The sequence below is a fragment of the Mycobacterium sp. Aquia_216 genome (assembly GCF_026723865.1).
Classification (GTDB): domain Bacteria; phylum Actinomycetota; class Actinomycetes; order Mycobacteriales; family Mycobacteriaceae; genus Mycobacterium.
In genome coordinates, this window is record NZ_CP113529.1 from 1,520,349 (window position 1) to 1,532,186 (window position 11,838).

General features: G+C 66.7%; 11 protein-coding genes. 5 read left to right on the forward strand and 6 right to left on the reverse strand.

Annotated features, from left to right (window positions below; translation table 11 throughout):
• Nucleotides 1–33: 33 nt before the first annotated feature.
• Entirely contained in the window at nt 34–1,260 is a 1,227-nt protein-coding gene (locus OK015_RS07340; RefSeq protein WP_268130347.1) for an NADP-dependent isocitrate dehydrogenase, read from the forward strand.
• Here the strand turns inward: OK015_RS07340 and OK015_RS07345 are convergent.
• Nucleotides 1,257–2,054, reverse strand: a complete 798-nt coding sequence (locus OK015_RS07345) for an alpha/beta fold hydrolase (protein ID WP_268132509.1) — start codon at nt 2,052–2,054, stop codon at nt 1,257–1,259. The genes OK015_RS07340 and OK015_RS07345 overlap by 4 nt on opposite strands.
• 184 nt (nt 2,055–2,238) lie before the next feature.
• On the opposite strand from OK015_RS07345, the gene trpS reads away from it, so the two are divergent.
• Nucleotides 2,239–3,258: a tryptophan--tRNA ligase gene (gene trpS, locus OK015_RS07350; protein ID WP_268130348.1), complete on the forward strand. Its 1,020-nt coding sequence runs from the start codon at nt 2,239–2,241 to the stop codon at nt 3,256–3,258.
• A gap of 7 nt (nt 3,259–3,265) precedes the next feature.
• A complete protein-coding gene (yhjD, locus tag OK015_RS07355) occupies nt 3,266–4,294 on the forward strand; it encodes an inner membrane protein YhjD (RefSeq protein ID WP_268130350.1) in 1,029 nt (342 codons plus the stop codon).
• Here the strand turns inward: yhjD and nagA are convergent.
• The 3 genes from nagA to OK015_RS07370 all read right to left on the reverse strand — a co-directional run bounded on the left by nagA (nt 4,291) and on the right by OK015_RS07370 (nt 8,121).
• Nucleotides 4,291–5,418 carry an N-acetylglucosamine-6-phosphate deacetylase gene (gene nagA, locus OK015_RS07360; RefSeq protein WP_268130352.1) on the reverse strand — a complete coding sequence of 376 codons (1,128 nt, stop codon included), beginning with the start codon at nt 5,416–5,418 and terminating at the stop codon, nt 4,291–4,293. The two genes, yhjD and nagA, sit on opposite strands and share 4 nt — an antisense overlap.
• Entirely contained in the window at nt 5,409–6,746 is a 1,338-nt protein-coding gene (locus tag OK015_RS07365; RefSeq protein ID WP_268130354.1) for a sugar porter family MFS transporter, read from the reverse strand. Before OK015_RS07365 ends, nagA begins: the two co-directional genes overlap by 10 nt.
• Nucleotides 6,747–6,876: 130 nt before the next feature.
• Nucleotides 6,877–8,121 carry a D-alanyl-D-alanine carboxypeptidase family protein gene (locus tag OK015_RS07370; RefSeq protein ID WP_268130356.1) on the reverse strand — a complete coding sequence of 415 codons (1,245 nt, stop codon included), beginning with the start codon at nt 8,119–8,121 and terminating at the stop codon, nt 6,877–6,879.
• 238 nt (nt 8,122–8,359) lie between these two features.
• Here OK015_RS07370 and OK015_RS07375 point away from each other — a divergent pair, with 238 nt between their 5' ends.
• Nucleotides 8,360–8,575 carry a hypothetical protein gene (locus tag OK015_RS07375; RefSeq protein WP_268130357.1) on the forward strand — a complete coding sequence of 72 codons (216 nt, stop codon included), beginning with the start codon at nt 8,360–8,362 and terminating at the stop codon, nt 8,573–8,575.
• Here OK015_RS07375 and OK015_RS07380 read toward each other — a convergent pair.
• A complete protein-coding gene (locus OK015_RS07380) occupies nt 8,550–9,893 on the reverse strand; it encodes an aspartate aminotransferase family protein (RefSeq protein WP_268130359.1) in 1,344 nt (447 codons plus the stop codon). The two genes, OK015_RS07375 and OK015_RS07380, sit on opposite strands and share 26 nt — an antisense overlap.
• Nucleotides 9,894–9,924: 31 nt before the next feature.
• Nucleotides 9,925–10,758, reverse strand: a complete 834-nt coding sequence (locus OK015_RS07385) for a mycofactocin-coupled SDR family oxidoreductase (RefSeq protein ID WP_268130361.1) — start codon at nt 10,756–10,758, stop codon at nt 9,925–9,927.
• A gap of 113 nt (nt 10,759–10,871) precedes the next feature.
• On the opposite strand from OK015_RS07385, the gene OK015_RS07390 reads away from it, so the two are divergent.
• Complete coding sequence (locus tag OK015_RS07390; RefSeq protein ID WP_268130363.1) at nt 10,872–11,813, forward strand: sigma-70 family RNA polymerase sigma factor; 942 nt, start codon at nt 10,872–10,874, stop codon at nt 11,811–11,813.
• The last annotated feature ends 25 nt before the right edge of the window (nt 11,814–11,838 follow it).

The following is an 11,838-nucleotide window of genomic DNA, read 5'->3' on the forward strand; positions in this document are numbered from 1 at the left end:
CCGCAACGACGCGGCAAGGAGGGTCGGACTCGAATGTCCACTGAACCCAAGATCAAAGTCAAAGGCCCTGTCGTCGAGCTCGACGGTGACGAGATGACCCGCGTCATCTGGAAGCTGATCAAAGACATGCTGATCCTTCCGCACCTCGACATCAACTTGGACTACTACGACCTGGGCATCGAGCACCGCGACCGCACCGACGACCAGGTGACGATCGACGCGGCGTATGCGATCAAGAAGCACGGCGTCGGCGTCAAGTGCGCGACGATCACCCCCGACGAGGCACGCGTCGCCGAGTTCAACCTCAAGAAGATGTGGCTCTCGCCGAATGGGACGATCCGAAATATCCTGGGCGGCACCATCTTCCGTGAGCCCATTGTGATATCGAATGTGCCCCGGCTGGTTCCGGGCTGGACCAAGCCGATCGTCATCGGCCGTCACGCATTCGGCGACCAGTACCGGTCGACCAACTTCAAGGTCGACAAGCCCGGCAGCGTCGCAATAACTTTCACGCCGTCGGATGGCAGCGAGCCGATCGTGCACGAGATGGTGTCGATCCCCGAGAACGGCGGCGTGGTGATGGGGATGTACAACTTCAAAGACTCTATCCGCGACTTCGCGCGGGCGTCGTTCTCCTACGGTCTGAACGCCAAATGGCCGGTGTACCTGTCCACCAAGAACACCATCCTCAAGGCCTACGACGGCATGTTCAAAGACGAATTCCAGCGCATCTACGACGAGGAGTTCAAGGAGCAGTTCGAAGCCGAGGGTCTGACGTACGAGCACCGGCTGATCGACGACATGGTCGCCGCGTGCCTGAAGTGGGAGGGCGGCTACGTCTGGGCCTGCAAGAACTATGACGGCGACGTCCAGTCGGACACCGTCGCGCAAGGCTACGGCTCGCTGGGCCTGATGACCTCGGTGTTGATGACCGCCGACGGCAAGACCGTCGAGGCCGAGGCCGCTCACGGCACCGTCACCCGGCACTATCGGCAGTACCAGGCCGGCAAGCCGACCTCGACCAACCCGATCGCCTCGATCTTCGCCTGGACGCGGGGGCTGGCGCACCGCGGCAAGCTGGACAAGACGCCCGAGGTCATCGAATTCGCCCAGCAGCTGGAGGCCGTCGTCGTCGCCACCGTCGAGAGCGGGAAAATGACCAAGGACCTCGCCATCCTGATCGGTCCCGACCAGCAGTGGCAACAGAGCGAGGAATTCCTCGGCTCGATCGCCGAGAACTTGACGAAGGCGCTCGCTTAGCTTGCCGGCGGATTGATGGCCCGCTCCGGCTGGGTGCATTGATCGAGGAAGTCCACGATCACTTCGGTGACCCGTTCGGGTGCCTCGAACATCGGAACGTGACCGACGCCGTCGAGTGTGGTCACCTTGGCACCCTCGGGCAGGAAGTCGGTGAAATGCCGGCCGAACCGGCGCGGCGGGACCACGCGATCCTTCTCGCAGAGCACCACATGCGCCGGGACCGCGGTGTGCGCCAACTCCAGCAATCCGGGCAGTAACAGCGATTTGATCAACAGCTGGAAGTAGGCAGGGCAGTGCGCGGCGTCGTCGACGATGGCGCTTAATTGGCGCTCGCTCACGCCGTCCGGCGATCCACTCAGCGGCAGGGTGGCCAGCAGGCGGCTATACGGCAGGCGCAGCGTCCGCTGGCCGAGCAGCCGGGTCAGCAGCAAAATCGGCATTCCGGCCATGAACTTGCCGATGACCTCGAATTTGATCGGACTCCACCGCGTCCATCCGCCGGCGGCGGCCACGCCGGTGACGCTGCGCGCCCGACCGCGGCGCTCGAGCTCGTAGCCGACCCAGCCGCCCAGTGAGTTGCCCACGATGTGGGCCGTTTCCCAGCCCAGTTCGTCGAGTTGGCGTTCCACGTGATCGGCCAGCACCGACGAGCTCAGCAGCCAGGTTCGCGCCGACGGTCCACCGTTGTGGCCGGCCATCGTGGGGGCGAATACCTCGTAACGGCCGGTATCGGCCAGCTGCCGGGCCACCTGCTCCCATACCGCCTGGGACATCAGGAACGGGTGCAGCAGCAGCACCGGCTCTCCAGAGCCCAGGTGGATCGGCGCTCGAGTCGCCGCCGAAGGCGACGGCGACTGAGCGGAGCTCACGAGTGAGGAGCCGAGCAGACGTCGCATAGTGCCGACACTAAAGGTGGTACCGCCGGTACCGCAAGCAACGGCACGGCCGGGAAACCACGCGTGAAAAGATCGGGACATCATGAGCACCGCTACCGGACCCAGCCGGATTTTCTCCGGCGTGCAGCCCACGTCTGATTCGCTTCACCTCGGCAACGCACTGGGCGCGATCGCCCAGTGGGTCGCGCTGCAGGATGACCACGACGCTTTCTTCTGCGTGGTCGACCTGCACGCGATCACCGTCGCGCAGGATCCCGAGGCGCTGCGACGCCGGACCCTGGTCACCGCGGCCCAGTACCTGGCGCTGGGCATCGACCCCGCGCGCAGCACCGTCTTCGTGCAGAGCCACGTGCCCGCCCACACCCAGCTGGCGTGGGTGCTGGGCTGCTTCACCGGCTTCGGGCAGGCCTCGCGGATGACGCAGTTCAAGGACAAGTCGCAGCGCCAGGGCAGTGACTCCACCACCGTCGGACTGTTCACCTATCCGGTCTTGCAGGCCGCCGACGTGCTGGCCTACGACACCGATCTGGTCCCGGTGGGTGAGGACCAGCGGCAGCACCTCGAGCTGGCGCGCGACATCGCGGAGCGGTTCAACGGCCGCTTCCCGGACACCTTCGTGGTGCCCGACATGCTCATTCCGAAGGCCACCGCAAAGATCTACGACCTACAGGACCCGACGTCGAAGATGAGCAAGTCGGCGGCCGCCGATACCGGATTGATCAACCTGCTCGACGATCCGGCGTTGTCCGCCAAGAAGATTCGCTCGGCCGTCACCGACAGTGAGCGCGAGATCCGCTTCGACAGCGAGGCCAAGCCCGGCGTATCGAACCTGCTGACCATCCAATCGGCGGTCACCGGAGTCGGCATCGACAAGCTGGTCGACGGCTACGCCGGGCGCGGCTACGGCGATCTGAAGAAGCAGACCGCCGACGCCGTCGTCGAGTTCGTCGCCCCGATCAAGGCCCGGGTCGACGAATTGACGGCGGATCTGGCCGAACTGGAAGCCGTGCTGGCGGCCGGGGCCGAGCGCGCCGATGAGGTGGCCGGGAAAACGGTGCGGCGGGTTTACGATCGGCTGGGGTTCCTCCCGCAACGAAGGTAGGGCGTTCATGGACGAACCGGCCAAGCCGGGGATCCTCGACCGGTTGCGGGCCCGGTTCGGCTGGCTCGACCATGCGATCCGCGCCTACAAACATTTCGACGAGCGCAATGGCGGCTTCTTGGCCGCCGGTCTCACGTACTACACGATCTTCGCGCTATTTCCTTTGCTGATGGTCAGTTTCGCGGTCGTCGGTTTCATGCTGGCCCAGGATCCAAAGCTGCTCGTCAGCATCGACGACCACATCCGCGACGCGGTCTCGGGCGCGCTCGGGCAGCAGCTGGTGGACTTGATGAATTCGGCGATCGACGCGCGCACGTCGGTCGGTGTCATCGGTCTGGGTGCCTCGGCGTGGGCCGGCCTTGGCTGGATGTCCCACATGCGCGCGGCGGTGACCGAGATGTGGTGGGACGAACCGCTGAAGTCTGCTGGCTTCGTGCGCGGAAAGTTGTCCGATCTGGTCGCGATGCTGGGGACCTTCGTGGTCATCCTCGCCACCCTCGCGCTCACCGCGCTCGGGCACGCGGCACCGATGCGCGCGGTACTGAAATGGGCAGGCGTGCCCGTTTTCTCGGTCTTCGGCGAGATCTTCAGGGGCCTGTCGATATTGGTGTCGCTGCTGGTGTCGTGGATGTTGTTCACCTGGATGATCGGCCGGCTGCCGCGACACAAGGTCAGCCTGGCCGGCTCGGCGCGGGCCGGCTTGCTCGCGGCGATCGGCTTCGAGTTGTTCAAACAGGTGGCCTCGATCTACCTGCGGGTCGTGTTGCGCAGTCCGGCGGGTGCGACCTTCGGGCCGGTGCTGGGCCTGATGGTGTTCGCCTACATCACGGGGTATCTGGTGCTCTTCGCCACCGCCTGGGCGGCCACGCTTTCCAATGATCCGCGCAGCAAGTACGCCCCGCCTCCGGCACCCGCGATCATCGCCCCGCGGATCCTGCTGGACGAGGGCATCAGCACGCGTCAGACGCTGACCGCGATGGTCATGGGAGCCGTTGGAGCGCTGACCTTTTCCAGGCTGATTCGCCGGCTGCGTTAGCGCCAGGCGCCGTGGGCCATGACGGCTGTGACTCGCAAATCGCGATCCAGCACAACAAGATCGGCGTCGTAGCCGGCCTGCAGTGCACCCACCCGCTCGAGGCCCAGCGCGCGCGCCGGCGTCGTCGACGTCATCTGTACCGCGGCGGCCAGCGCGGCATCGGCGTCCTGGCCGAGCCGCGAGACCGTGCGGAACAGCTGATCCATCGTGGCGGTGCTGCCGGCGATCGTCGACGTCGCGTGCACCCGGGCCACGCCGGACTGCACGTCGATCGGTACCGCGCCAAGCCGATACGCTCCGTCCTCACATCCCGCCGCGGCGATGGCGTCGGTCACGACGGCGACCCGGTCGGGCCCGGCCGCCCGGACAACCGCAGCCACCGCGGCGGGGTGCACGTGCACGCCGTCGGGGATCAGCTCGACGGTCACGTCGGCGTGCTCCAGCAGCGCCAGTACCGGTCCGGGCTCGCGATGGTGTAGGGGCGGCATTGCATTGAACAGATGCGTGGCGACCGTCGCGCCCAGGGCGATCGCCTGTCGGGTTCGCTCATAGGTCGCATTGGTATGTCCCACGGCGACAACAACACCCGCTTCCAGAAATCGCCGGATCGCCTCGCTGCTGCCGGGTCGTTCCGGTGCCAGCGTGACCATCCGGATCGCGCCCTCGCCGGCGGTCAGGACGTCGTCGATCTCGCCGGGCTCGGGATCGCGCATGTGGGCAGGATCGTGCGCTCCGCACCGTGCGGCGGATAGCCATGGCCCCTCCAGGTGGATGCCCGCGACCGTTCCGGACCGGGTGGCGTCGGCCAGCGCACGTACCCCCCCGATCAGGTTGTCGGGCGAGGCGGTGACCAGACTGGCCAGTGTCGTGGTGGTGCCGTGTCGCCGGTGAAACTCCGCGGCTTCGGCGATGCGCTCGGCCTCCAGGTAAGAGGCGCCGCCGCCGCCATGCACATGGATGTCGATAAAGCCTGGCACCACAAGGCAATCCGGGAAATCCCGATCGGGCTGCCCGGGTGGTGTGCCGGCCCCACAGGCGAGAACCTGGTGGCCGGCGATCTGTAGCCATCCCGGCCGGCGGACCTGCCCGTCCAGGACGACCGCGCCGGCGCGGATCAGGGGCACGGGTCTTCCCAGCGGCCACCGTTTTCCCAGAAGTGCCGGATCTCCTCGAGCTGGCGCCCCTTGGTCTCCGGCGCATACCGGTAGACGAAGCCGAACGCGACGACGGCCAAGGCCCCGAACACGGCGAAAGTGCCCGCGCCGCCCAGGGAATGCAGCAGGGTCAGGAAAGCCGCCGCGACGATCGCGTTGGCAACCAAGTTGGAGGTCAGCATCGCGCTCGACCCGATCGACCGCAGCCGCGTGGGGAAACTCTCGCTCGCGTACACCCAGCCCAGGGAGCCGAAACCCAGGGTGTAACCGACGATGAACAACAGGATGCCGGCGAACCCGAGAATCGCGCCGCCGAGGCCCCTGGCGAACACGACCGTCAGGATGATGTCGGCGAGGATCATCATGGCGATGCCGCACAACAGGATTGGGCGCCTACCCACTCGGTCCACGAGCGTCAACGCGGCGCCCACCGCTGCCAAACCGGCGACCTGGACCAGTGCCGGCAGGCCCAGCAGCGCGAAGTTGCCGCTGAATCCGATGGCTTCGAATATTCGGGGGCTGTAGTAGATGATCGCGTTGATGCCGGTGATCTGCAGCAGAAAGCCGAGCGTGATCACGAACATGGTGGCCCGCAGGTACGGCGGTCGTAGCATCTCGGAGATGCCGCCACTGCCTTCGCTTACCGCGCGGCCGATCTCGGCCAGCTCTTCGTCGGCGTTCGCGGCGGGCTCCACCCGCAGCAGCGCGCGCCGCGCATCGTCGACCCGGCCTTTGAGCAGGTACCACCGGGCCGTGTCGGGCAGCCGAATCACCAACGGCAGCAACAGCATCACCGGCACAGCGGCCAGCCCCAGCATCCAGCGCCAGCTGTGGGCGCCGGCCAACAGGTAACCGACGAGGTACCCGACGATCAGGCCGCTGACGATCGCCAGCTGATAGGTCGTCAGCAGCGCGCCGCGCACCGCCGCGGGAGCCGATTCCGCTATGTATACCGGCACGACCACCACCATCACACCGATGGTCAGGCCCAGCAGCAGTCGTGCCGACAGCAGCATCGGCAGCGCGACCGAGAATGCGCCCAGCAGCGCGAATGCCGCATAAGCGACGAGGATCAGCGCGACGGATTTTTTTCGACCGATCGCATTGGCGAGCACGCCGGCACCGAGCGCTCCGGCGATCTGCCCGATCACCGCCATCGTCGTCAGCAGTTCTTGCTGGGACGTGGTGAGCCCGAAATCCTCGGTGACGAACAGCTGCGCGCCGGCGATGATGGACAGGTCGTATCCGTATATGAGGCCGACACTGGCGCCGGTGAGCCCAATGCGCGGACCCCTCAAGTGATCGGCACCCGATCGCGGAGCAACTCGATGGCAAGGGTGTCGCCGTACGCGATCCGCTTCTGGTGGCCGGAGTCCTCGGATGGGGCTTCAGTCACCCGAGAGACGCTGCCACAGCGAGGTTCGGCGGTCAACGGTGCTGATGTTGGGGCCGGCGGTTCATCGAGCGCGCAACCATGATCAACGCGAACACCACGATGGTGCCGATGACGCCCACACCCACCCGCACCGGCAACGCGTCGGCCGACGGCAGCAATGCGGCGGCCTGGGCGCCGGCACCGGGCCGGTCGGCGGCGCTGTCTTGCTTGGGTGCCAGCGATGGGTCGGGCTCGATCAGCGCGCCGACCTGGGTGCCCTGGGCGGTGGCGAAGCCGTAGTCCAGCAGGTGCGCCGCCTGCTCCCAGGGTGCGATCGGCTGCCGGGTGCCGTGCATCAGCACCGCCACCAGCCGTCGGCCATTGCGGTTGGCCGCGCCCACGAAGGTCTGGCCGGCGTCGTCGGTGTAGCCGGTCTTGCCGCCGAGGGCGCCCGGGTATTTGTAGAGCAGCTGGTTGTCGTTTTCCAGCTCGTAGCCCGGGTGGTCGCCGTGGCCGGGGAAGTCGAACGTCCGGGTCGCGACGATGTCGGCGAAAGTCGGGTTCTGCCAGGCGTATCGATAGAACAGGCCGATGTCGTAGGCAGAGGTGCTCATGCCGGGCCCGTCCAGGCCCGACGGTGTGGCCACGCGGGTGTCGCGGCCGCCGAGCTTGGCGGCCAGGACGTTGATCTTCTCCACCGCCTGCTGCATCCCGCCCAGCTGCATCGCCAGCGCGTGCGCCGCGTCGTTGCCGGAGTGCATCAGCAGCCCGTGCAGCAGTTGGTTGACGGTGTAGACGCCGCCTTCGTCGACGCCGACCTTGGTGCCCTCGGCGGCCGCGTCGTCGGCCGTTCCGGTCACCGACTTGTTGAGCGGCAATGCGTTCAGGGCCGCCATCGCGACCAGCACTTTGATGATGCTGGCCGGGCGGTGGCGGCCGTGCGGATCCTTGGCGGCGATCACCGCACCGCTATCCAGATCCGCGACCAGCCAGGCCTCGGCGGAGACGTCGGTGGGCAACGCCGGGGTGTCGGGTGCCGCGACGATGCCGCAGCTGGACAGGGCCTCGCCGCCCACCGGCTTCGGGGGCACCGCCAGCGGCATCGGCGGATCGCCGGCTTGCGGCACCTCCGACGAGTCCACCGCGGCCGGGGTGTTCACCTTGTACGGGCAGTTTGGCGCCCCGGCATTGGGCCCGGGGCCCGGCTCCGCGAGTGCGGCCGGCACGCCCAGCGCGGCCGGGGCGGCGATCATGAAAATCGCCGCTGCCAGGCAGGATGCAGAACGTAAGAAGCTCATTGTCGTGCAGACTAAGCGATTGGCGGCCCGATGCGCGGGAGCCGCGCTGTGACTGCTGGGGCGGAAGTGACACTCTCGTCCGCATGCCGGCCGGGCCGACGCACTACGCTGGCGAGAGCCAACGTCCACCGACTTGAGGATTGCCATTTCAAACGAGCGATTGTGGTCAAAGTGGCGGCGCCACCGCGATGGTGAATCTGGTACCGCTCCGCGATCGCTGGAACAGCTACTCAAACTGGTGGAGAAGTCGACCCAGGTACGGCGCACCGGACTGGAACAGGTGTTGGCCGAGCTGGAGATGCATCGCGACGGCACCCAAGATCCCGATGCGCGGTCCGCGCTCGCGTGGCTGTGCAACTCACTGTCGCGGTTCGTGAGTAACCCGAGTGCGGCGCATGCCCGCCAGCTGGTGATGGCCACCGGGACCGCTAGAGCCGCGTGTACGCCTCGCTGAGCACGCCGCGCAGGATCGATTCGATCGTGTCGAACTCCGCCTGACCGCTGATCAGCGGCGGCGCCAACTGGACGACGGAATCGCCGCGGTCGTCGGTGCGGCAGTACAACCCCGCCTCGAACAGGGCCGACGACACGTGGCTCAGCAGTGACCGGCGTTCGGTGTCGGTGAAGGTCTGCTTGGTCGCCTGGTCCTTGACCAGCTCGACGCCGTAGAAGAACCCCTCCCCGCGGACGTCGCCGACGATCGGCAGGTCGTACAGCTTCTCCAGGGTGGCGCGGAAGGCGGGGGCGTGGGTCTTGACGTGATCGTTGAGACCCTCACGCTCGAAGATGTCCAGGTTGGCCAGCCCGACGGCGGCCGAAACCGGGTGGCCGCCAAAGGTATACCCGTGCGGGAACATCGTGGCGCCGTCGTCGAACGGCTCGAACACCTTGTCGCTGGCGATCATCGCGCCGATCGGCGAGTAGCCCGACGTCATCCCCTTGGCGCAGGTGATCATGTCCGGCACATAGCCGACGTCGTCGCAGGCGAACATCGACCCGATCCGGCCGAACGCGCAGATCACTTCGTCGGAGACGAGCAGCACGTCGTAGGCGTCGCAGATCTCCCGGACCCGCTCGAAATAGCCTGCGGGAGCAGGGATGCTGCCGCCGGCGTTCTGCACCGGCTCCAGGAATACCGCCGCCACGGTCGAGGGCCCTTCGAACTCGATCACCTCGGCGATCCGGTTGGCCGCCCACTGCCCGAAGGCTTTTTCGTCGGTTTCCAGACCGGCTCCGAACGGTTCGGGCGCGCGGTAGAAGTTCGTGTTGGGTACCCGGAAGCCGCCCGGCGTCACGGGTTCGAAGGGCTCCTTGAACCGGGGCAGGCCGGTGATCGCGAGCGCGCCCTGGGTGGTGCCGTGGTAGGCGACCGCGCGCGAAATCACCTTGTGTTTACCGGGTTTGCCGGTCAGCTTGAAGTATTGCTTGGCCACTTTCCACGCGGTCTCGACGGCCTCGGTGCCGCCGGTCGTGAAGAAGACCCGGTTCAGATCGCCCGGGGCGTAGCGAGCCAGGCGCTCGGCGAGCTCGATCGCGGGCGGGGTGGCATATCCCCACAGCGGAAAGAATGCCAGCGTGCCGGCTTGGCGCGCCGCGACCTCCGCCAGTTCGGTGCGGCCGTGGCCGACCTGCACGGTGAACAGTCCGGACAGCCCGTCCAGGTAGCTCTTGCCTCGGTCGTCGTAGATGGTGACGCCCTCGCCACGGGTGATGATCGGCGGTGTGATCCCGGGGCCGTGCCGGGCGAAGTGCAGCCAAAGGTTGTCAGTCATCCTGCCAGTGAGCGTAATCGTGGGGCAGCGCTCACTTGAGCAGTATCCCGGCATCCACTGACAGCGTCGTGCCGGTGATGTAGCGCCCAGACCTGCCGCACAGGTAGACCATCGCCTCGCTGACGTCCTCGGGATCGATCACCGAGACGGGCAGCAGATTGGTGAACGCCGCCGCGAGCGCCGGCTGCCGTGCCAGCAACCCATCCATTATGTCGTTCTGAATCATCGGCGTCGCGACCCCGGTCGGATGCACGGAGTTCACTCGAATCATTTTCTCCGCCAGGGTGGTGGCGTAGTAGCGCATCAGCCCGATCACCCCGTGCTTGGCCGCGGTGTATCCGGCCAGACCCGGGTTGCGCGTGTCGAAATCGCGCCCGAGGGATTTGAGACCCGCCACCGAGCTGGTGATGACAATCGCCCCGCCGTCTTCATGCTCGAGGAGATGGGGCAGGGCTGCTTCGATGGTGTAGTAGACGCCGTTGACCATGACGTCGATCGCATCGACATACGAATTCGCCTTTGGCTCGGCGAGGCCGATGCCCGGCCCCATGCCGGCGTTCGCCAGGACAAAGTCAAGGCGACCGAGCTCGGCCACCGCGTTAGCCAGGACCGACTCGAGACGAGTGAAGTCACGGACGTCGGCGTGCTCGGCGACGATACGACGCCCGGTCTTCTCCACCAGGTTGACCGTCTCGTCCAGATCCTCCGGGCAGCCCATCGGATAGGCGACAGTGTCGATCTGCTGACAAATGTCGACGGCAATGATGTCCGCGCCCTCCTCCGCGAATCGCACCGCGTGCGCACGGCCCTGCCCCCGTGCGGCGCCGGTGATGAACGCGACTTTGCCCTCCAACCGTCCTGGCATGGATCCCCCGGTGCTCGACTTGTCGTGGTCTGCCACCACTGTGTGGTCAAACCCCGGTCACGTGGTTGTTGATCCGCGCACAGAACTTGTTCAGGTGCGCATAAGCTCGGGCCATGACCGCAACGCGGGTCACCGATTTCGAAGCTCTGCGACCACATCTGATGGCGGTCGCCTACCGGGTGACGGGCACCGTGGCCGACGCGGAGGACATCGTCCAGGAAGCCTGGCTGCGCTGGGACAAACAGGACCCCGAACAGGGAACAGAGATCGCCGACCTGCGCGCCTGGCTGACCACCGTGGTGAGCCGGCTCGGGCTGGACCGGTTGCGGTCGGCCGCCCAGCGCCGGGAGAGCTACACCGGCACCTGGCTGCCCGAACCGGTGGTGACCGGCTTCGACGGTACCGATCCGCTGGCCGCCGTGGTGGCCCGCGAGGATGCTCGGTTCGCGGCGATGGTGGTGCTGGAGCGGCTGTCCCCGGATCAGCGGGTCGCGTTCGTGTTGCACGACGGGTTCTCGATGCCCTTCTCGGAAGTGTCCCAGGTGCTGGGCACCAACGAGCCCGCCGCCCGGCAGCTGGCGTCACGGGCCCGCAAGGCCGTCAGCGCACAGCCGCCCTCCATATCCGGGCAACCCGACCCGTCGCACAACGAGGTGGTCGGCCGGCTGCTGGCCGCGATGGCCGAGGGCGACCTGGAAACCGTGGTGTCCCTGTTGCATCCGGACGTGACGTTCACCGGCGATTCGAATGGCAAGGCGCCCACGGCAATCAACGTCATCCATGGGGCGGACAAAGTGGTCCGGTTCATCCTCGGTCTGGCGCAACGTTACGGCCCGGCGATGTACACCGCGTATCAATTCGGGCTGGTCAACGGCGAACTGGGCATGTACACGCCCGGCTGCCCCGCCAGCGATGGCTATCGGGAGATGTTGCCGCGGATCACGGCCATGACGGTGCGCGACGGAAAGGTCTGCGCGCTATGGGATATCGCCAACCCCGACAAATTCACCGGCTCTCCCTTGCGCGACGTCGACGAAAAGCTGGATAAACCTTAACTATCAGGGCGAACCGTCAATCCGC

Bases quoted from the DNA above. Each gene is read 5' to 3' on its own strand.
- yhjD (WP_268130350.1), top strand. From the start codon at position 3,266: ATGGACGAACCGGCCAAGCCGGGGATCCTCGACCGGTTGCGGGCCCGG.
- OK015_RS07390 (WP_268130363.1), top strand. From the start codon at position 10,872: ATGACCGCAACGCGGGTCACCGATTTCGAAGCTCTGCGACCACATCTG.
- OK015_RS07380 (WP_268130359.1), bottom strand. From the start codon at position 9,893: ATGACTGACAACCTTTGGCTGCACTTCGCCCGGCACGGCCCCGGGATC.
- OK015_RS07385 (WP_268130361.1), bottom strand. From the start codon at position 10,758: ATGCCAGGACGGTTGGAGGGCAAAGTCGCGTTCATCACCGGCGCCGCA.
- OK015_RS07370 (WP_268130356.1), bottom strand. From the start codon at position 8,121: ATGAGCTTCTTACGTTCTGCATCCTGCCTGGCAGCGGCGATTTTCATG.
- trpS (WP_268130348.1), top strand. From the start codon at position 2,239: ATGAGCACCGCTACCGGACCCAGCCGGATTTTCTCCGGCGTGCAGCCC.
- OK015_RS07340 (WP_268130347.1), top strand. From the start codon at position 34: ATGTCCACTGAACCCAAGATCAAAGTCAAAGGCCCTGTCGTCGAGCTC.